We start from the raw sequence: 19,711 nt of genomic DNA on the forward strand, positions 1-19,711 counted from the left end.
CGGCTGGCCAGTGCATCGAGAAATGATCGTGTCTGCTGCATCTGAACACTTCGTCCCGGCCCTGGGCCTTGGCAACCCGCACTTGCAAACCTTGTGGGGACCGCTGTGGCGCAAGACCATCCAGATCACTCGGGAACGTGAGCGCCTGTGGCTGGAAGACGGCGACTTTCTCGATCTCGACTGGCATGGCCCACATCGAGTCGACGCGCCACTGGTGCTGGTGCTTCACGGGCTGACCGGTTCATCCAACTCGCCCTACGTGGCCGGCCTGCAACAGGCTCTTGGCAATCAGGGCTGGGCCAGCGTGGCGTTGAACTGGCGCGGTTGCTCGGGAGAGCCGAACCTGTTGCCCCGCAGCTATCACTCGGGGGCCAGCGAAGACCTGGCCGCCGCCATCGCCCATCTGCGGGCCCGCCGCCCCTTGGCACCGCTGTTTGCGGTGGGCTATTCACTGGGCGGCAACGTGCTGCTCAAGCACCTGGGGGAAACGGGCGGCGACAGTCAGTTGCAAGGAGCGGTCGCGGTGTCGGTACCGTTTCGCCTCGACCAGTGTGCCGATCGCATCGGACAGGGATTTTCCAGGTTTTATCAGGCCCATTTCATGCGCGAGATGGTGGCCTACGTGCGCAACAAGCAACGCCAGTTCCAGCACGACGGACGCCACGAGGGTCTGGCGACCCTCACAGCGCTGGGCTCCCTGGAAAACATGCGCACCTTCTGGGACTTCGATGGACGGGTGACGGCGCCGCTGCACGGCTTCTCTGACGCGGCGGACTATTACCGCCGCGCCTCCAGTCGCTACTTTCTGGGCGAGATCAGCACGCCGACCCTGGTCATCCAGGCCTGCGACGATCCTTTCGTATTCCCCCACAGCGTGCCCGAACCTGGCGAGCTGTCCGCCTCTAGCCAGCTTGAACTGCATGCACAAGGCGGGCATGTGGGCTTTGTCGACGGGAGCTTGCGCCGCCCAGGGTATTATCTGGAGCGGCGAATCCCCGGTTGGCTGGCGGGCCTGTCCTGTAGGAGCTGAGGAGCGCAACAAGGCTGCGATCTCCTGCGGGGCCTGCGTTCAGTCACCGACCGCCACTTGCCTTTGGGGATCGGTGATCCACTCACTCCATGAACCGGCGTACAACCTCCCCAACGGATACCCCGCCAGGCACAAGGCAAACAGGTTATGGCATGCCGTCACGCCAGAGCCGCAATAGGCCACCAGTTCCGTCGGCGAGCGTCCTCCCAATTTCTCGGCAAAGCGCTGCTTGAGCTGGTCGACTGGCAGGAAGCGCCCATCAGCACCCAGGTTCTCGGTGAACGCTGCGCACTGCGCGCCCGGAATATGTCCGGCCACCGGATCGATCGGCTCGACCTCACCCTTGAAACGCGGCAACGCCCGGGCATCGAGCAAGGTCATGTCCGGCTCACCGAGACGCTGCTCAAGCGCCTCGGCACTGAGCAACAGGGTCGCGTCCGGCGAACCACTGAAGGTCCCGGGACCGTTGACCGCTGGATCGAGACTCAAGGGCAAACCGGCGGCATGCCAAGCCTTGAGCCCGCCATCGAGGATATAAACGCCATCGCGCTTACCCAGCCAGGCCAGCAACCACCAGGCCCGGGCGGCATAGGCGCCAGGGCCGTCATCGTACAAAACGATGTCACTGTCGTTGCCGATCCCCCAGGCCCGCAAACGCTTCATCAGGGCCTCAGGCTCCGGCAGCGGATGGCGGCCGGTCACGCCTTTGGTGACCGGCCCACTCAGGTCCCGTTCGAGGTCAGCGAAGGATGCCCCGGCAATATGGCCTTCGGCATAACTGCGCTGGCCGTAGTCCGGGTCCTCCAGGGCAAAACGACAATCGAGGATCACCAGCCCGGGCTGCGACCGCCTGTGTTCCAGGGCTTGAGGACTGATGAGTTGCGCAATGGGCATAACGGGCTCCTGTGGCTGGATCGAATTTGAATCTTACGCCCCTTCTTCCAGGGTCTGGGCCAGGGGGACATAGAACTCCTTGAACAGCGCATCCACCGCTTCGCGGGCCTGCTCAGTCACGAAACCGGCCTCCAGCACCAGCACTTGATAGACCCCACGCTTGATGGCCTGCTCGCTCAAATGGTTAGAATTTTCCCGTGTGGTGCAGAGGAAACGGACCCAGGACGTGAGGATGATCCAGGCATTGAGGGTGAGGGACTCGATTTGCACCCGGTCCATTTTCAGGATACCGGCGGCCACAAAGCCCTCGTAGATAGCGGTGCCGTGAATCAGACTACGCTGGGAAAACCGACGATAGCGCGCGGCAAGGTCCGGGTCGCTGTCGAGCAGATGCTCCAGGTCTCGGTGCAGGAAGCGGTAGCGCCACATCGCCGAAAGCAACTCCTGCAGATAGAAACGCTTGTCCTCGACAGTAGCCGCACGGCCTTGGGGCGGACGCAGGAAACTGTCCACCAGGTTTTCGTATTCACTGAACAATACGGCGATGATCGCCTGCTTGTTGGGGAAGTGGTAGTAGAGATTGCCCGGGGACATGTCCATGTGGGCGGCGATATGGTTGGTGCTGACGCTGCGCTCACCCTGCTGATTGAACAGCTCAAGGCTGTTCTGCACGATGCGCTCGCTGGTTTTTATTCGTATGGCCATGGCTTGAGCTTTAATTCGACGAAAGCATTGAACGGCATCTTACGACCTATCGGTCACGGGACAAACCCAAAGGCGTCACGGATGTCGGTTGACTTTTTAGAGCACAAGCTCTAGAAAACACTCACTCTAATACTATCGGTGCCCGCCCATGCCTGCCGACGTTGCTTACCTGCGCGAATCTCAACAGCACCTGGGCGAACTGCAAGCGCTTTTCGACACCCAGCGCCAGGCCTTTGCCGCCCACCCCATGCCACCTGCCGAGCAGCGGCGGCAATGGCTCAAGGCGTTGCGCGAGTTACTGAGCAACGAGCGACAAGCACTGATCGACGCTATCAGCCAGGACTTCAGCCACCGCAGTGCGGACGAAACGCTGCTGGCCGAGCTCATGCCGAGCCTGCACGGCATCCATTACGCCAGCCGTCACCTCAAGGGCTGGATGAAACCTTCCCGGCGCAAGGTGGGCGTGGCCTTCCAGCCGGCGTCAGCCAAAGTGGTGTACCAACCGCTGGGCGTGGTCGGGGTCATCGTACCCTGGAACTACCCGCTGTTCCTGGCTATCGGGCCGCTGGTGGGGGCATTGTCGGCGGGCAACAGGGTGATGCTCAAGCTGAGCGAATCGACCCCTGCCACCGGGTTGCTGCTCAAACAACTGCTGGCGCGCATTTTCCCTCAGGATCTGGTGTGCGTGGTGCTCGGCGAGGCTGAGGTCGGCATGGCGTTTTCCAGGTTGCCCTTCGACCACTTGCTGTTCACCGGCGCCTCCAGCATTGGCAAGCACGTGATGCGCGCCGCCGCCGAGAACCTGACCCCGGTCACGCTCGAACTGGGAGGCAAATCGCCCGCCATCGTATCCGCGGACGTGCCCGTCAAACACGCCGCCGAGCGCATTGCATTCGGCAAAACCCTGAATGCCGGACAAACCTGTGTCGCACCGGACTACGTACTGGTGCCGCAGAACCGTGTCGGCGAATTCGTTGAAGCGTATCGCGAAGCGGTTCGCGGGTTTTATCCGACCCTGACTGACAATCCGGACTACACCGCGATCATCAACGAACGACAATTGGCGCGACTCAACGGCTACATAAGCGATGCCACCAGCAAGGGCGCATTGCTGATCGAGTTGTTCGATCGAGGTCAGGGGCGACGCATGGCCCACAGCCTGTTGCTCAACGTCAGCGATGACATGACCGTCATGCAGGACGAAATCTTCGGCCCGCTGCTGCCCATCGTGCCTTATCAGGACCTGGACCAGGCATTTGCCTACATCAATCAGCGGCCTCGCCCGCTGGCGCTCTACTACTTTGGCTACAACAAGGCGGAACATCATCGCGTGCTCAACGAGACCCATTCCGGTGGCGTTTGCCTGAACGATACGCTGCTGCACGTCGCCCAGGACGACCTGCCCTTCGGCGGCATTGGCGCCTCGGGGATGGGGCACTACCACGGTCACGAAGGCTTCCTGACGTTCAGCAAGGCCAAGGGCGTGCTGAGCAAACAGCGGTTCAACGCGGCGAAGCTGATTTATCCACCTTACGGCAAGCCACTCCAGAAACTGATCCAGAAGTTGTTTGTCCGTTAGCAGCAGTCTTTGCGGGTAATAACAATAATGAATCCAAGCCTGACCGATACACCTGCCCTCTCACGACGCGGCCTGTTGCAGTTCAGCCTCGGCGCCAGCGCCTTCCTGGTCACCGTCGGGCTGGGTGCCAGCCTGAGCGGTTGCGGCCCCAGCCGCTCGGCCAGCGGTTTTGTAGCCTTGCGTGACAACGACCTGCCGTTTTTGCGCGCCGTCATTCCCGTAATGCTGGACGGCTCCTTGGTCGCTGAAAAGCTTCCTGGCGCCGCTGAAGCGACCTTGCAAAGCCTGGACACCACCCTGGCTCATCTGTCCCCATCCATGCTCAAGCTCACGCACCAGTTATTCGACGTGCTCACGCTGGGCGTTACCCGTGGGCCACTGACCGGAATCTGGGGCTCCTGGGAAAACGCCAGCGTCGATGACATCCAGAAATTTCTCGGTCGGTGGGAAAACAGCTCGCTGGACCTGCTTCGCCAGGGGCACAGTTCGTTGCTGCAAATGGTCATGATGGCGTGGTACAGCCAGGCCGAGGCCTGGGCGCATTGTGGATACCCGGGACCGCCAACGGTTTAACAGTCACATCCAAACCCTGTGGGAGCGAGCCTGCTCGCGATGGCGGTATGTCAGTCAATACAGATGCAGCTGATCCGACGCCATCGCGAGCAGGCTCGCTCCCACAGGGGGGCATCACATACTCATAACAATAAGAGAGCACCAACATGCCCGTACCCGATCTCTTCCGCGAAGGTCTTGCCCGCGGCTGGACCACCTACAACGGTGCGCAGTTGACCCAGGACCTGACCCTGGAAGCGGACGTTGCGATCATCGGCAGCGGCGCCGGCGGGGGCACCACGGCAGAAATTCTCAGCGCCGCCGGCTACAAGGTGGTGTTGATCGAGGAGGGCCCCCTCAAGACCAGCCATGACTTCAAGCTGCTCGAGGAGCAGGCCTACACCAGCCTTTATCAGGAAGGCCTCGGACGCATGAGCAAGGACGGCGCCATCACCATTCTTCAGGGTCGCGCGGTGGGTGGCACGACATTGATCAACTGGACCTCCTGTTTCCGCACGCCCGATCAGACCCTGGATCACTGGGCCACCGAGCACAACGTCAAGGGCCACAGCCCCGAGGAAATGGCGCCCTGGTTCGAAAAAATGGAACAGCGCCTGGGAGTAGCACCCTGGTCGGTTCCGCCCAATGCCAACAACGACGTGATCCGCAAAGGCTGTGAACAACTGGGCTATAGCTGGCACGTCATCCCGCGCAATGTGCGCGGTTGCTGGAACCTGGGTTATTGCGGCATGGGCTGCCCGACCAACGCCAAGCAGTCGATGCTGGTCACCACCATTCCGGCCACGCTGGACAAGGGCGGCGCGCTGCTTTACCTGGCACGGGCCGAACGGCTGATGATCAAAAACGATGCGGTTGTCGGCCTCGAATGCCTGGCCATGGACGAACGTTGTGTGGCACCGACAGGACGGCACGTCACGGTCAAGGCGCGGCACTACGTACTGGCCGGCGGCAGCATCAACAGTCCGGCCTTGCTGTTGCGCTCCGAAGCGCCCGACCCGCACGGACGCCTGGGTAAACGCACCTTCCTGCACCTGGTGAACATGTCGGCCGGGCAATTCGACGAGGTGATCAATCCGTTCTACGGCGCACCACAATCGATTTATTCAGATCATTTCCAGTGGCAGGACGGCGCCACCGGCAAGATGTCCTACAAACTGGAAGTTCCGCCCCTGCACCCGGCCCTCGCCGCCGCGCTACTGGGCGGGTTTGGCAGCGAGAACGCCGAGCATATGGCGCAACTGCCCCACACCCACGCCATGCTGGCGCTGTTGCGCGATGGTTTTCACCCCGACAGCAGCGGCGGCAACGTTCAGTTGCGCAGCGATGGCACTCCTGTGCTCGACTATGCGGTGTCTCCTTATGCCTGGGACGGTTTGCGCCGGGCGTTTCACAGCATGGCCGAGATTCAGTTTGCCGGCGGCGCCAGGGCGGTCATGCCAATGCACAGTGACGCCCGTTACGTGAAAACCCTGGCCCAGGCCCGTACGCTGATCGACGGCCTGGACCTGGCCTTGTACCGCACGCGCCTGGGCAGCGCCCATGTGATGGGTGGTTGCGCCATGGGCGAAGATCCGAAAAGCGCCGTCACCGACAGCCTTGGGCGCCATCATCAATTGAGTAATCTTTCCATCCATGACGGCTCGCTGTTCCCCACCAGCATTGGCGCCAATCCGCAATTATCGGTGTATGGGCTGACGGCACAATTGGCCACATCCTTGGCCGATCGCTTGAAAAACCCATGAGTTGGCGGATTATTCGCACTGTCTATAGTGCTTACTTACCTTACAGCCGACTTGGCCGACCGAGTAGGCTGCGATACCATCCGACTCCCCAACGGACACCCGCCAGGACGACGCGATGAACCGAGTGTTGTACCCAGGTACCTTCGACCCTATTACCAAGGGCCATGGCGATCTGGTCGAACGCGCCTCGCGCCTGTTCGACCATGTGATCATCGCCGTCGCCGCCAGCCCGAAGAAAAACCCGCTGTTCCCGCTGGAGCAACGTGTGGAGCTGGCCCGCGAGGTCACCAAACATCTGCCCAACGTGGAAGTGGTCGGCTTCTCGACGCTGCTGGCGCACTTTGCCAAGGAAAAGAACGCCAATGTGTTCCTGCGTGGCCTGCGTGCGGTCTCGGACTTCGAATACGAGTTCCAACTGGCCAACATGAACCGCCAGTTGGCGCCGGACGTCGAAAGCCTGTTCCTGACGCCGTCGGAGCGCTACTCCTTCATTTCCTCGACCCTGGTGCGGGAAATTGCGGCGTTGGGCGGCGATATCACCAAGTTCGTCCACCCGGCCGTGGCCGATGCGTTGACCCTGCGCTTCAAGAAATAACCCGCTGGCTGCGGTCCGCTTCGCAGCCGGCACAGCGCAGTCCATCGCGCCCGCGTGCACTGCGCTCGCCAATGCGGCACAATTGCGCACATACGTTTTTCAGATGCCCGGGCCCAACGCCCCGGCAGGAGCCTGCATGTCCCTGATCATCACCGACGACTGCATCAATTGCGACGTCTGCGAACCCGAGTGCCCGAACGAGGCCATCTCCCAAGGCGAAGAGATCTACGTCATCGACCCGAACCTGTGCACCCAGTGCGTCGGCCATTACGACGAACCTCAGTGCCAACAGGTCTGCCCGGTAGATTGCATTCCGCTGGACGAGGCCCATCCGGAAACGGAAGAACAGTTGATGGCGAAATATCGCAAGATTACTGGCAAGGTTTGAGCCAGGTAGTTTTGTAGGGCCTGTGCCGGCCTCATCGCGAGCAGGCTCGCTCCCACAGGGTTCTGTGGTGGCGACACCATTCATGTCTTAAGCAAAATCCCTTGTGGGAGCGAGCCTGCTCGCGATGAGGCCAGCAGCCACAGCGACATCACTCCTGCTCAAACCCCTCCCCAACACACCCCAGGCACCGCACAAACGTCGCCTTCGCCGGGTCCACCACCAACGCCTTCCCCGCATCGCCGACGCCACCGCCCAACGCCGTAAAGGGTAACGACACCACAAATGCCCCGGCACCGATCACGGTGGCGGCGAGCAGCAGCGGACGGGCGATCAGCAGGTCGCCGATCATGGCGTAGGCCGGCGGATTCTGGATGGTGTAGCGCGGGTCGCCGCTGCCGCTGTTCGCCTGGGCAGGCAAACCGAGACACAACAGCAGCGCGAGAACGACAGGTCGGAGCAGATTCATCGGGCGATCCTTCGGCTAGGCAGTGTGACAACTGACTATAGGACTATAGACCGCAGGACGGATCAGCTCTGACAGCGTGGGCACCAGACGCTGGCGCGCTGGCCCAGGCGAATCTCCCGCAGCCCCGTACCGCAGACCTTACATGACTCGCCGCCCCGGCCATACACGAAGAGTTCCTGCTGGAAGTAACCCGGCTGGCCGTCTCCCCCGATGAAATCACGTAGCGTCGTACCGCCGCGCTCGATGGCATGGGCAAGGATGCGTTTGATCTCGATCGCCAGTTTCAGATAGCGCGCCCGGGAAATGCCCCCGGCTTCGCGGCGTGGGTCGATCCCGGCGGCGAACAGCGCTTCGGTCGCATAGATATTGCCCACCCCCACCACCACCGCGTTATCCATGATGAACGGCTTGACCGCCATGGAGCGTCCTCGGGAAAGCTGGAACAGACGCTCGCCATCGAATAGATCGGTCAACGGTTCCGGCCCGAGGCGAATCAGCAATTCGTGGTTGAGCGGGTCGAGGCTCCAGAGCATCGCCCCGAAGCGGCGCGGGTCGGTGTAGCGCAAGGCCAGGCCGGATTCCAGTTCGATGTCCACATGCTCATGTTTGGCGGCAGGCATGCCGACTTCCACCAAGCGCAGGTTACCGGACATGCCCAAGTGGCTGATCAAGGTGCCGACTTCGGCGTTGATCAGCAGGTACTTGGCCCGCCGCTCCACCAGCACGATCCGCTGACCCGACAGTCGCACATCAAGGTCTTCGGGGATCGGCCAGCGCAAGCGCCGGTCGCGTACGACCACACGGCTGACACGCTGCCCTTCCAGGTGGGGAGCAATTCCGCGGCGGGTGGTTTCGACTTCCGGCAGTTCTGGCATGGGGGTTCTCGAATAAGGCGAAGGCCTGGTGCTGGTTTTCGATGCTTAGCGCGTGGCGAGGTCGCGAATTTCCTGCTTCTGGGTCTGGAAATCGTATTCCGACAAACCGATGTAATCGAGCACCAGAGCGCCGACACAGGCCCACTCATGATCGACCGGCTGATTGCCCAGGACCCGGTGCGATGAGCAGATGTTTTCGGACATCTTCAGGATCGCCAGCAGGTTTTTCAGCTGACTGTTGTTGCGTGACGTCTCATCGCTGAAAATCGCCAGGGCGTTGTGATGGTTGGCGATGGCCTGACTGACATGGTCCGGCAGGCGCCAGGATTTGGAAGTGTAGTACCCGACCACCGCATGGTTGGTGTTGAATTCGCGGTTCTCGGTGTCCACCACCCGGCACTCGGCGCTGGCATTGGCGTAGGCCTGCTCCAGCACACTCATGTAGTTGGGGAACTGCTTGAGCATCAACGGCACGCCGCAATCATGGAACAGCCCCAAGGCGTAGGCTTCATCACCGTTTTCCAGACCGACGCGCTTGGCCAGGGTCAGGCAGGTCATCGCCACGTCCTGGGCCGTATCCCAGAAGCGATTGAGGGTGACGATGGCATCATCGTGCAGCTCGCCCTTGATCGACTGCGCGTTGATCAGGTTGATGATCGAACGGCTGCCCAGCAGGTTCACCGCGCGCTGGATCGAAGTGATCTTGTTGCGCAGGCCGTAGTACGGCGAATTGACGATCTTGAGCAAGGCACCCGAGAGGCCCGGGTCATGGGAGATCAGCTTGGCAATGGTCTCCAGGTCCGGATCAGGCATGTACTGCTCCATCTGCAGATCCACCATGATCTGCGGCTGGGGCGGCACACTGATGCCTTGCAGGGACTGTTGGATCTGTTCGGCGGAAAGCTCTTGGGACATGGGCATACACTCTGGGTCAGGCGGCGATTCTAACCCTTAAAGATGGATCCGATACACCGTCGGGCAAATCGCGCCACATGTCCATCACAAGCCCCGCACAGGCCGCAACACGCTATACTCCCGCTCTTTTTTCCGGAGCGACGTCATGTCCCTGCCCAGCCTGCGCCTCAAAGCCAACGCCGACCGTCGCCTGCGCGCCGGCCATCTGTGGGTCTACAGCAACGAAATCGATGTAGCCGCTACCCCGCTGCACGGCTTCAAGGCCGGCGACCAGGCCATCCTCGAAGCCGCTGGCGGCAAGCCGTTGGGCATCGTCGCGATGAGCCCCAACAACCTGATCTGCGCCCGCCTGCTGTCCCGTGACGTGAAGCTGCCGCTGGACAAATCCCTGCTGGTGCATCGTCTCAACGTGGCGCTGTCGTTGCGTGAGCGCTTGTTCGACAAGCCGTTCTATCGCCTGGTCTACGGCGACTCCGACCTGCTGCCTGGCCTTGTAGTCGACCGTTTCGGCGACATCCTGGTGGTGCAGATCGCCTCCGCCACCATGGAAGCCCACAAGGACGACGTGATCGCCGCCCTGACCCAGGTGCTCAAGCCCAGCGGCATCCTGTTCAAGAACGATTCCGCCGCCCGCGATGCCGAAGGCCTGAACCGCTACGTCGAGACCGTGTTCGGCCTCGTACCGGAGTGGGTCGCCCTGGAAGAGAACGGCGTGAAGTTCGAAGCTCCAGTCATGGCAGGTCAGAAAACCGGCTGGTTCTACGACCACCGCATGAACCGCGCACGCCTGGCGCCGTATGCCAAGGGCAAGCGCGTACTGGATCTGTTCAGCTACATCGGCGGTTGGGGCGTGCAGGCCGCGGCGTTCGGTGCCAGCGAAGTATTCTGCGTCGACGCCTCGGCCTTCGCCCTCGATGGCGTAGAGCGCAACGCGGCGTTGAATGGCTTTGCCGAAAAGCTGACCTGCATTGAAGGCGACGTGTTCGAAGCCCTGAAAGAACTCAAGGCCAGTGAAGAGCGTTTCGACGTCATCGTTGCCGACCCGCCAGCGTTCATCAAGCGCAAGAAAGACCTGAAAAATGGTGAAGGCGCCTATCGCCGCCTCAACGAACAGGCCATGCGCCTGCTCAGCAAGGATGGCATCCTGGTCAGCGCTTCGTGCTCGATGCACCTGCCCGAAGACGACCTGCAAAACATCCTGCTGACCAGCGCCCGGCACCTGGACCGCAACATCCAGCTGCTCGAACGCGGGGGCCAGGGACCGGACCATCCGGTACACCCTGCCATCGCCGAGACCCGCTACATCAAGAGCATCACCTGCCGGTTGCTGCCCAACAGCTGAATCATTTGCTGACCCTTATTAAACGCAGCCCTGGCTGCGTTTTTTTTTGCACGTGTGAAAAGTTACCGAGCGCTTAAGCAAAAGCCTACAAAATAACTTTTTGTATGAGTCATCCCACATTATTACTGGAACTTTCCTACTCAATATCTGCTTGCCAAGCACTCATTAAAAACTATGATTGAACTGTCACTTCGCAAGTGATGACCCTCGAAAAAAACAACATTTATTCAAACCTCTTATTCAAAAAAGGAGCTGTATCATGAAAGCAATCAATCTGGAAGCTAACAAGATCGCAAACCTGGCCGGCCTGATTGTTCCAACAGGCCGCTAAGTAAGTAAAGGGTGGAGCTGAGGAGTGCCGGCGCCTCAGCCCATCCATGCTCGCCCCCTCAGCGGAAAACCTTAATGCATATAAATCCGTGTGTTTTCATACTTGCGCGCCCGCCGCACCAGATTGTATGGAACTATGAGCAGCACACTCAGTTCGAGCTCGATCTGCATTATTCAACGCGACTGGCACAACTTATTCACAACCCTTCACACTTCGACACTTGCAACCCCATCGACATTGAATTCCTGAATGCCGGCATATTGACTGCAGAACCCAAAGAAGCCCTCGAATGGCGATGGGACGAGTTATCCAGAATATTTCATATCGGCACAAAAAATATTCCTTGCGAAAGTGTTCCCCAAAATGTCGAGGAATGGGCAACCCTGTACCTGCAGCATTGCCAAGAGGTTCTATCATCACCGCCGCCGGCCTGCCGCATAAAACCGTGCCCGGTTGACCGGATTGCCTTGACGCCCTGCTCCCTGGTCGACATCGAGGACGTTTCGCTGGGGCAGACGCTTGTCAGTCGAAGCACCTCTCGCTCATTCAGCGAACAAGCCATTTCAATCGAGCAGGTCAGCACCCTCCTCTACCTGACCCTGGGTTACCTGAACGAGCGCCCTTTGGCTCACGAGACCGGTCATCCCGAAACGCTGGGCGCGCGACGCAGTAGCCCCTCGGGCGGCGGCCTGAATGCCTGCGAAGGTTACCTGTACGTGCGTCACGTGGCCGGGCTGGAGCCGGGAATCTACGCCTACCATCCGGCCGAACATGCCTTGAGCCTGATCCGGTCACTTCCGGATGAACCGCTGGGGCAATTGTTAGCCGGACAGCACTTCATCAATCCGTTGCCATTCGGGCTATTCATCACTTCGCGCTTCGACAAGCTCTGGTGGAAGTACGAACACTCGCGCGCCTATCGAATGGCGTTTGTCGAAACGGGCCACGTGTCCCAGACCTTTTTGATGGTGGCGACTGCGCTAGACCTCAAGACCTGGCTGACCGGGGCATTGAGCGACCGTCAGGTAGAACGGCTGCTTGACCTTGAAGACACTCCCGAACAGCCGTTGTTTTTTGTCGGCTGCGGTCATGGCGATGGGCAGGTCCACTGCCAGGCGCTGATGGCGCTGGTCAATGGCCAGGACTCTGCATCATGAGCGACCCGACCTTCACTCAGAGGCCGCGCTACACCTTGGGCGACTGGGATAAAAAAGCTGCGGTGCGCGTGCGCAAAAACCACTACCGCCTACCCGACGATCTGGAGCATCAACTCGCCAGTCGCGACTGGTTTGCGCCAGCCTTCATACCCTATATCGAACATCCGCTGATCAATAAGGCGGGACGCGCCATTGCCCAACGCCTGGCGGCCAATCACCTGGTGTACTTCCTCGACTACACCACCTTACTCGAACACCGAGTGGTCAATCGCGCAGTGGAAACCATCGTCCATGGCGAACTGAGCGTACCCATCCCCAGCCAGATGAAAACCGCCGCCCTGCAGCTCTACACCGACGAGGGTTACCACGCACTGTTTTCCAATGAAGTGGCCGAACAGATCGTCGCCCTGTACGACATCCGCGACCGCTCGCTCCCCAGGCGCATCGACCGCCTGCTGGGCGTGATCGAAGCCACAAGCCCCCCGGATCGCCCTCTGGCGTGGTTTCTGCTGGGGTTCGTTTCCGAAACGATCATCGCCAAGGAGCTGCTGGCCATTACCCGCGAGACCTTGGTCTCCACGGTTTACCAGATGCTCAGGAATCATCTCGAGGACGAGGCACGCCATAGTCGCTATTTCAGCGAGGTGTTCCAGTATCTGTGGTCCGCCCTGGCCCCTGACCAGCGTGCTCTGGCCGCAAGGCTGCTGCTGGACATCATCGGCCTTTACTTCGAGCCCGACATCCCTTGGTTAACGCGCAGCCTCGCCAGCGTCGGCTTTGACGAACAGGACGCGTTGAAGATCGTTGCAAACATCCTGCAACCGGACGCTCACGCCCAGCGAGTTCGCTCGGGGGCAGTCTCGACCTTCACAGCCATGCAGCAGGCAGGTTTCTTCGATGACGACCCCAATCAGCAGATGTTCTTCCAGGCGGGGTTTATCGATGGCTGACACTCATGATCTCGCCACACGCAAAGCGGCCACTGTCGGCTTATTGTTGATGCTGACCTTGCTCGGCGTATTCCCCATCGATGTCGTGCTGCCTTCGTTTCCGGCGCTGTCCGCACACTTTGAGCGTCCATCGCCCGATATCGCCCTGTCTGTCAGCCTGTTCGCAGTGGGGATCGCAGTGTCCCAACTGCTGGTCGGCCCGCTTTCCGACGCCATGGGACGAAAGAACCTGCTGCTGATCGGGATCATCGTCTCGGCCGTTGGCGCGACCGGGTGCGTCGTTGCCAATGACTACTGGTCCTTCCTGCTTTTCCGGGTCATCCAAGCCGTGGGATGCGGTTGTTTCGTGCTCTCTCAGGCACTGATCCAGGACCTGTTTACAGGTCAGGAGCAGCAGCGATTACGGATTTTCCTGGTCACCTGCGGCGGCATTTTCATTTCCGTTTCGCCCTTGGCCGGCACCGGACTGCAAAGCTGGATGGGCTGGCGCGGCAGCTTCCTGGTATTCATTGCCCTGGCTGTCAGTGTGTTCTTGAGCGCCAGTCTTCTACTCAAGCCTTTGCCAGCGGATAGCCAACCCAGGCGCCCGGACTTCATCGCGTCCTACCGGACGGTATGCAGTGACTTCAACTTCATGGCCTACTGGCTGACGTCAGCATTGGCTTTTTCCTGCCATTTCTCGTTCATCGTCATCTCACCGCTGGTTTTCATTGACCAGCTACAACTGTCGCCGCAGGCATTTTCGCTGACGTTGCTGGGCTACGGGCTGGCCTATATCGGCGGTGGAGCGGTCGCGACCGTGCTGAGCAACCGGATCGACCCACAGACGCAAATCCTCACGGGGCTGTGCCTGATCCTGACGGCGGGAGTGTTGATGCTTGGGCTCTCCAGCCATCTGGGCTTGTCGGTCACCACGCTGCTGCTGCCCATGATCGTGTGCACCGCCGGAACGACCATTGCTCGTGCGGCGGCCCACACCCGGGCGATGAATATCTTCCCCGAGCAAGCCGGTACATCGGCCTCGGCAGGCAGCGTGCTGATCTTCATTGTCGGCGGTTTGACCAGCGCTGCGCTCAGCCTCACGCCGCTGGACCTGCAAACCACCCTGGCTCTATGCCTGATGTTGCTCAGCCTCCTGGGGCTGGCACTCAATGGTCTGCTTCGGCATCGTCACAGGACGCTGTTGACGGGTTGAACATCGCCAGTCGTCATCCCGAGCACGACATTGGCACCCGATCAGCGCTTTGCGTCATTTCATCCTGACGCCAGGGGTGTAGAATCGCGACATTCATCGCCATTCATCCCCGGCGGGTTTATGAGCTCATGCTGAGGCGCGCAGCGATCCTGCAAAGTCATCGGCCACTTCCGGACACACGGCCAAACCCGGGTGTTCCAGACGTCAACAGAAGCTCACTTCCCATTGATACCTGATACGTACCTGATTTGCCGCCCGGAGTGCTCCATGCCTGATTACCGCTCGAAAACATCCACCCATGGCCGCAACATGGCCGGCGCCCGTGCATTGTGGCGCGCCACGGGGATGAAGGATGACGACTTCAAGAAGCCGATCATCGCCATTGCCAACTCCTTCACCCAGTTCGTGCCAGGCCATGTTCACCTCAAGGACCTGGGCCAACTGGTTGCCCGGGAAATCGAACGCGCGGGTGGCGTAGCCAAAGAGTTCAACACCATTGCCGTGGATGACGGTATCGCCATGGGCCACGACGGCATGCTTTATTCGCTGCCCAGTCGCGAGATCATCGCCGACTCCGTCGAATACATGGTCAATGCCCATTGCGCCGACGCCATCGTGTGCATTTCCAACTGCGACAAGATCACCCCCGGCATGCTCATGGCGGCCTTGCGCCTGAACATCCCGGTGATCTTCGTTTCCGGCGGCCCGATGGAAGCCGGCAAGACCAAGCTCGCCAGCCATGGCCTTGACCTGGTCGACGCCATGGTGATCGCCGCCGACTCCAGCGCTTCCGACGAAAAGGTCGCGGAGTATGAGCGCAGCGCCTGTCCGACCTGCGGTTCGTGCTCCGGCATGTTCACCGCCAACTCGATGAACTGCCTGACCGAAGCCCTTGGCCTGGCCCTGCCGGGCAACGGTTCGACCCTCGCCACCCACAGCGATCGCGAACAGCTGTTCCTGCAGGCCGGCCGGACCATCGTCGAGCTGTGCAAGCGTTACTACGGCGAGGATGACGAGTCGGTGCTGCCGCGCAACATCGCCAACTTCAAGGCGTTCGAAAACGCCATGACCCTGGACATCGCCATGGGCGGCTCCACCAACACCATCCTGCATTTGCTGGCCGCCGCCCAGGAAGCCGAGATCGATTTCGACCTGCGCGACATCGACCGTCTGTCCCGTCACGTGCCGCAGCTGTGCAAGGTCGCGCCGAACATCCAGAAGTACCACATGGAAGACGTGCACCGCGCTGGCGGGATCTTCAGCATCCTCGGCTCCCTGGCCCGTGGTGGCCTGTTGCACACCGACCTGCCGACCGTACACAGCAAAACCATGGCCGAGGCCATCGCCAAGTGGGACATCACCCAGACCACCGACGAAGCCGTGCATCATTTCTTCAAGGCCGGCCCGGCAGGCATTCCAACGCAAACGGCGTTCAGCCAATCGACTCGTTGGGAAACCCTGGACGATGACCGTGAAAACGGCTGCATCCGCAGCGTCGAGCACGCGTACTCCAAAGAAGGTGGCCTGGCTGTGCTGTACGGCAACATCGCTCTGGATGGCTGCGTGGTGAAAACCGCCGGCGTCGACGAATCGATCCATGTGTTCGAAGGCAACGCCAAGATTTTCGAAAGCCAGGACAGCGCCGTGCGCGGGATCCTCGCCGACGAAGTGAAGGCCGGCGATATCGTGATCATCCGCTACGAAGGGCCAAAAGGTGGTCCGGGCATGCAGGAAATGCTTTACCCCACGTCCTACCTGAAGTCCAAAGGACTGGGCAAAGACTGCGCACTGCTGACCGATGGCCGTTTCTCCGGCGGCACCTCGGGCCTGTCCATCGGCCACGCTTCACCGGAAGCCGCTGCTGGCGGCGCCATCGGCCTGGTGCGCGACGGCGACAAAGTCCTGATCGACATTCCGAACCGCTCGATCAACCTGCTGATCAGCGATGAAGAACTGGCCGGACGCCGTGTTGAACAGGACAACAAAGGCTGGAAGCCGGTGGAAGTGCGTCCGCGCAAAGTCACCACCGCCCTCAAGGCCTATGCCCTGCTCGCCACCAGCGCCGACAAGGGCGCGGTGCGTAACAAGGCGATGCTCGACGGGTTGTAAGCGTCCATAAACAGCAATAAAAATGCCCCACTCAAGGTGGGGCATTTTTTTTGCAGTGAAACAAACCATCGATGATCAACTGTGCGAGCCTGCTTGCGAAGGCGGTGTGTCAGTCGGAATCGATGTTGAATGTGCCGCCGTCATCGCGAGCAGGCTCGCTCCCACAGGGTTTACTGGATATCTTCCGGCTTGACGATCACCCAGTTCTTGTCCGCCGTCACTGGCAGCCCTTCCTTGGCCTGGGCCGCGGCGTGCTTGGCCATCATGCCGTTGATCTGGTCCATGTACTTGTCCTTGCGGTTGACCCACAGGTGAATGCCACCCTTGGCCACATTCACATCGTGGAACAGCATGTAGCCGTCGCTGCTGGGGGTGTCGCCAGCCACAAGCACCGGTTTTTTCCATTCGTCGATGTACGTCAGGATTGCCGCGTGCTTGCCGGCCATCCAGGTCGCCGGAGTCCACAGATACGGTGTGTACTCAAGGCTCAGGTTGGCCTTCTCGTCATATTTGCCATTGGTGATCTGCTTGCGGGCGGTGGTCAGTTCGCCGGTCTTGCGATCCTTGAGCAACGTGGTCACGCCGATGATGTTCTGCGGCTTGAGGTTGTAGCCGTACTTCGGATCGGCGGCGACCATGCGCACCAATTCTTCCGAAGCCGCGGTCATGACATAGACCTCGATGCCGTTTTCCATCAGTTTGTTGTACAGCTCGACCTGACCGGTGAAAATCTTCGGCGGGTTGACGTTGTAGTTGACCACCTTGTCGCCGTCGTAATACGTGGTCGGGACCGGCTTGCCAGAAGCCATCAATTCGTCAACGTAGCCTTTGAGTTCTTTGAGGGTAAAGCCGGAAAACACCTGGGCGACCCAGGGGTAGCAGACCATGTCGTCCACTTCGCACAAACGGTAGTAGTAGCTGAACAGGCTTTCCTTGTGTTCGGCCGTGTCTTTGAACGGCATCAGCTTCAAGGATGGGTCGAGGGTTTCGCGGGTGATGAGGCCCTTGTTCTCCATGAACGGCAGCAAGGACTCTTCTAGGTCGTAGCGGTAACTGGTGTTGTCCATGTCGAACACCGCGTAGTTACCTTTGTTGGCGTTGGCCGCGATCATCGCGTCCAGCGCCTTGGCCTGTTCCGCTGGCCAGTGCTTGAGCTCAGTGGCGAGCGCCTGGCCAACGAGGCCCAGGCCCATGGCGACAACGAGAAGGTGAGGTGCAAGCTTCATCGGCGTTTCTCCAAGGTTCAAAGAACTCGACGCTAACAAATGCTTGTGACGTTTCTCTCCTGCCCGCGACCGCTTGCGTCTTGATACCGCCAGCGGCATGCCCATAAACGTCATTGCCTTATTCCATAAACGACAATCTACATACCTTTTTATTATTAATTCATTAGATATCAGGCTGTTAGGCTTCCCGCCTCGCAGTCGCGGCTTCAGGCGACTGGCACAAATCCTATCGGAGTTTTTTTGATGAATCTGCCGCTGATCCTCAATCTGCTGGTGTTCCTCGCCTTGCTGTTTGGTCTGGCGCAAACCCGTCACAGCACCTGGAGCCTGGCCAAAAAAGTCCTTCTGGCACTGGTGCTGGGCGTGGTGTTCGGCACCGTCCTGCACACGATTTACGGCGCCGGCAACCCGGTGTTGAAAGCCTCGATCGGCTGGTTTGACCTGGTGGGCAACGGCTATGTGCAGTTGCTGCAAATGATCGTGATTCCGCTGGTCTTCGCTTCAATTCTCAGCGCGGTAGCGCGCCTGCATAACGCCTCATCCCTGGGCAAGATCAGCTTCCTGACCATCGGCACACTGCTGTTCACCACCGCCATCGCCGCCCTTATCGGTATCGGCCTGACCAACCTGTTCGGTCTCACCGCCGAAGGCCTGGTGGCCGGCACCCAGGAAATCGCACGCCTGCAGGTGATCCAGAGCGACTATGCCGGCAAGGTCGCAGACCTGAATATCCCGCAACTGCTGCTCTCGTTCGTTCCGCAGAACCCCTTTGCCGACCTGGCCCGGGCCAAGCCGACCTCGATCATCAGCGTGGTGATATTCGCGGCCTTCCTGGGTGTCGCGGCACTGCAATTGCTCAAGGATGACGTGGAAAAAGGTCAGAAAGTGATCAATGCCATCGACACCCTGCAAAGCTGGGTGACACGTTTGGTGCGGCTGGTGATGAAGCTGACCCCGTACGGCGTGCTGGCGCTGATGACCAAAGTGGTGGCCGGCTCCAACGTCCAGGACATCATCAAGCTTGGCAGTTTCGTGGTGGTGTCATACCTGGGACTGGGCCTGATGTTCGTGGTTCACGGTCTGCTGGTGTCCGCCGCTGGGATCAACCCGCTACGCTTTTTCCGCAAGATATGGCCGGTCCTGACCTTCGCCTTCACCAGCCGTTCCAGCGCCGCGACCATCCCGCTGAGTATCGAAGCCCAGACCAGCCGCCTCGGCATTCCACGGGCCATTGCCAGCTTCAGCGCGTCGTTCGGCGCCACCATCGGCCAGAACGGCTGCGCCGGCCTCTACCCGGCCATGCTGGCGGTGATGGTCGCGCCGACCGTGGGCATCAACCCGCTGGATCCGGTGTGGCTCGCGACGCTGGTAGCGATCGTGACCTTGAGCTCGGCCGGGGTGGCCGGTGTCGGTGGAGGCGCGACATTTGCCGCGCTAATCGTGCTGCCGGCCATGGGCTTGCCGGTTTCACTGGTGGCGCTGCTGATTTCCGTCGAGCCACTGATCGACATGGGCCGCACAGCGTTGAACGTCAGCGGTTCGATCACTGCCGGGGCGATCACCAGCCAGGTGATGCAGCAGACCGACAAGACTTTGCTGGATGCCGAGGAGCATGGGGAGTTGGTGCAGGCTTGATTGC

Annotated in this window: 18 protein-coding genes; 12 read left to right on the forward strand and 6 right to left on the reverse strand. The window is 60.3% G+C overall.

All coding sequences use genetic code 11. The features are described 5' to 3' along the window. The first annotated feature begins 28 nt into the window (after window positions 1-28). Entirely contained in the window at window positions 29-1,030 is a 1,002-nt protein-coding gene (locus tag MKS85_RS14785; protein ID WP_188251410.1) for a hydrolase, read from the forward strand. A 39-nt stretch (window positions 1,031-1,069) separates the two neighbouring features. Here the strand turns inward: MKS85_RS14785 and MKS85_RS14790 are convergent, their stop codons facing one another. Both MKS85_RS14790 and MKS85_RS14795 read right to left on the reverse strand, forming a co-directional pair. Next, on the reverse strand, window positions 1,070-1,924 hold the full coding sequence (locus MKS85_RS14790; protein WP_188251411.1) for a sulfurtransferase: 855 nt from the start codon (window positions 1,922-1,924) through the stop codon (window positions 1,070-1,072). A gap of 33 nt (window positions 1,925-1,957) precedes the next feature. After that, window positions 1,958-2,629, reverse strand: a complete 672-nt coding sequence (locus tag MKS85_RS14795) for a TetR/AcrR family transcriptional regulator (protein WP_047226027.1) — start codon at window positions 2,627-2,629, stop codon at window positions 1,958-1,960. A gap of 148 nt (window positions 2,630-2,777) precedes the next feature. On the opposite strand from MKS85_RS14795, the gene MKS85_RS14800 reads away from it, so the two are divergent. The 5 genes from MKS85_RS14800 to MKS85_RS14820 all read left to right on the forward strand — a co-directional run bounded on the left by MKS85_RS14800 (window position 2,778) and on the right by MKS85_RS14820 (window position 7,506). Continuing rightward, window positions 2,778-4,208: a coniferyl aldehyde dehydrogenase gene (locus MKS85_RS14800; protein ID WP_188251412.1), complete on the forward strand. Its 1,431-nt coding sequence runs from the start codon at window positions 2,778-2,780 to the stop codon at window positions 4,206-4,208. A 27-nt stretch (window positions 4,209-4,235) separates the two neighbouring features. Continuing rightward, window positions 4,236-4,781 carry a twin-arginine translocation pathway signal protein gene (locus MKS85_RS14805; protein WP_139048934.1) on the forward strand — a complete coding sequence of 182 codons (546 nt, stop codon included), beginning with the start codon at window positions 4,236-4,238 and terminating at the stop codon, window positions 4,779-4,781. A gap of 146 nt (window positions 4,782-4,927) precedes the next feature. Beyond that, window positions 4,928-6,523: a GMC family oxidoreductase gene (locus MKS85_RS14810; protein WP_188251413.1), complete on the forward strand. Its 1,596-nt coding sequence runs from the start codon at window positions 4,928-4,930 to the stop codon at window positions 6,521-6,523. A gap of 115 nt (window positions 6,524-6,638) precedes the next feature. Continuing rightward, window positions 6,639-7,118: a pantetheine-phosphate adenylyltransferase gene (gene coaD, locus MKS85_RS14815; protein WP_007897855.1), complete on the forward strand. Its 480-nt coding sequence runs from the start codon at window positions 6,639-6,641 to the stop codon at window positions 7,116-7,118. A 136-nt stretch (window positions 7,119-7,254) separates the two neighbouring features. Next, entirely contained in the window at window positions 7,255-7,506 is a 252-nt protein-coding gene (locus MKS85_RS14820; RefSeq protein WP_047226031.1) for a YfhL family 4Fe-4S dicluster ferredoxin, read from the forward strand. Window positions 7,507-7,654: 148 nt separating this feature from the next. Here the strand turns inward: MKS85_RS14820 and MKS85_RS14825 are convergent, their stop codons facing one another. From MKS85_RS14825 to MKS85_RS14835, 3 genes are all read right to left on the reverse strand, one after another. Then, entirely contained in the window at window positions 7,655-7,972 is a 318-nt protein-coding gene (locus tag MKS85_RS14825; RefSeq protein WP_047226032.1) for a hypothetical protein, read from the reverse strand. A 62-nt stretch (window positions 7,973-8,034) separates the two neighbouring features. Continuing rightward, window positions 8,035-8,847 (reverse strand): bifunctional DNA-formamidopyrimidine glycosylase/DNA-(apurinic or apyrimidinic site) lyase, encoded by an 813-nt coding sequence (mutM, locus tag MKS85_RS14830; protein WP_047226033.1) that lies wholly within the window; start codon window positions 8,845-8,847, stop codon window positions 8,035-8,037. A 45-nt stretch (window positions 8,848-8,892) separates the two neighbouring features. After that, a complete protein-coding gene (locus MKS85_RS14835) occupies window positions 8,893-9,708 on the reverse strand; it encodes an HDOD domain-containing protein (protein ID WP_171061309.1) in 816 nt (271 codons plus the stop codon). A 199-nt stretch (window positions 9,709-9,907) separates the two neighbouring features. Between MKS85_RS14835 and MKS85_RS14840 the strand changes: the two genes are divergently transcribed. From MKS85_RS14840 to ilvD, 5 genes are all read left to right on the forward strand, one after another. Continuing rightward, complete coding sequence (locus MKS85_RS14840; protein ID WP_047226035.1) at window positions 9,908-11,104, forward strand: class I SAM-dependent rRNA methyltransferase; 1,197 nt, start codon at window positions 9,908-9,910, stop codon at window positions 11,102-11,104. Between the two features lie 405 nt (window positions 11,105-11,509). After that, window positions 11,510-12,592: a SagB family peptide dehydrogenase gene (locus MKS85_RS14845; RefSeq protein ID WP_188251414.1), complete on the forward strand. Its 1,083-nt coding sequence runs from the start codon at window positions 11,510-11,512 to the stop codon at window positions 12,590-12,592. Continuing rightward, a complete protein-coding gene (locus MKS85_RS14850; RefSeq protein ID WP_188251415.1) occupies window positions 12,589-13,542 on the forward strand; it encodes a diiron oxygenase in 954 nt (317 codons plus the stop codon). The genes MKS85_RS14845 and MKS85_RS14850 overlap by 4 nt, the downstream gene beginning before the upstream one ends. Next, complete coding sequence (locus MKS85_RS14855; RefSeq protein WP_139048930.1) at window positions 13,535-14,737, forward strand: MFS transporter; 1,203 nt, start codon at window positions 13,535-13,537, stop codon at window positions 14,735-14,737. Before MKS85_RS14850 ends, MKS85_RS14855 begins: the two co-directional genes overlap by 8 nt. A gap of 267 nt (window positions 14,738-15,004) precedes the next feature. Continuing rightward, window positions 15,005-16,846, forward strand: coding sequence for a dihydroxy-acid dehydratase (gene ilvD, locus MKS85_RS14860; protein WP_047226039.1), 1,842 nt, complete (start codon window positions 15,005-15,007; stop codon window positions 16,844-16,846). Window positions 16,847-17,016: 170 nt separating this feature from the next. Here the strand turns inward: ilvD and MKS85_RS14865 are convergent, their stop codons facing one another. Continuing rightward, window positions 17,017-18,072: a haloacid dehalogenase-like hydrolase gene (locus MKS85_RS14865; RefSeq protein ID WP_160893842.1), complete on the reverse strand. Its 1,056-nt coding sequence runs from the start codon at window positions 18,070-18,072 to the stop codon at window positions 17,017-17,019. 243 nt (window positions 18,073-18,315) lie between these two features. Between MKS85_RS14865 and MKS85_RS14870 the strand changes: the two genes are divergently transcribed. After that, a complete protein-coding gene (locus MKS85_RS14870) occupies window positions 18,316-19,707 on the forward strand; it encodes an L-cystine transporter (protein ID WP_188251416.1) in 1,392 nt (463 codons plus the stop codon). Window positions 19,708-19,711: the final 4 nt, after the last annotated feature.

It is taken from the genome of Pseudomonas sp. JL2 (genome assembly GCF_031570495.1).
GTDB lineage: Bacteria > Pseudomonadota > Gammaproteobacteria > Pseudomonadales > Pseudomonadaceae > Aquipseudomonas > Aquipseudomonas rhizophila.